The organism is Mesorhizobium sp. M7A.F.Ca.MR.148.00.0.0 (genome assembly GCF_003997735.1).
In the GTDB taxonomy this organism is placed as follows: Bacteria; Pseudomonadota; Alphaproteobacteria; order Rhizobiales; family Rhizobiaceae; genus Mesorhizobium.
Map to the genome: position 1 here is coordinate 1 of NZ_RZTB01000354.1, position 646 is coordinate 646.

General features: G+C 63.2%; 1 protein-coding gene. It reads left to right on the forward strand.

Features of this window, described 5'->3' with window-relative positions:
• Positions 1-618: glutathione S-transferase family protein (locus tag EOB49_RS34465; protein WP_245472984.1), on the forward strand; the 618-nt coding region annotated here is incomplete at its 5' end.
• Positions 619-646: the final 28 nt, after the last annotated feature.

Below are 646 nucleotides of genomic sequence, written 5' to 3' on the forward strand. Positions count from 1 at the left end.
GCAGGGTTCGACATGTACAAGGCCGTCGGATCGCGCGGATCCCGGGTCAGCCGCGTTCTCTGGATGCTCGAGGAGCTCGCGCAGCCTTATGAATTCGTCGAGGTTCATCTGCGCTCACCGGAAGCCTATGCGCTCAACCCATCGGGCAAGGTGCCGATCCTCATCGACGGCGAACTGACGGTGACGGATTCGGCGGCGATCTGCGTTTATCTCGCCGACAAGCACGCGGACAAGGGAATGGGCGCCAATCCGGGTGTCGCCGGCCGGGCCGAGATGGATTCCTGGATGCATTTTGCCCAGAGCGAGTTGGAAGCGCCGCTGTGGAACAAATTGCGCCATCGCTTCCTGCTGCCTAGGGATGTGCGCGTCGATGTCGGTCCTGCGGCGGCTTACGATTTTGCCTCGGAACTGAAGGCGCTGGAGCGGCGGCTGGGCGACAAACCGTTTGCGCTCGGCGATCGGTTTTCCGCTGTCGATGTGCTGCTCGGCGACATGGGCGGCTGGGCTCGCGCCGGCCGATTCCCGATCGACTCCGAGCGCGTCAACGCCTATTTCGACCGCGTGCTGGCACGGCCCGCCCGTGCACGGGCGCAAGCAAATGGGGGATCCATGAAATGAAGCTCAACCTCAACACCGACTTCACCAA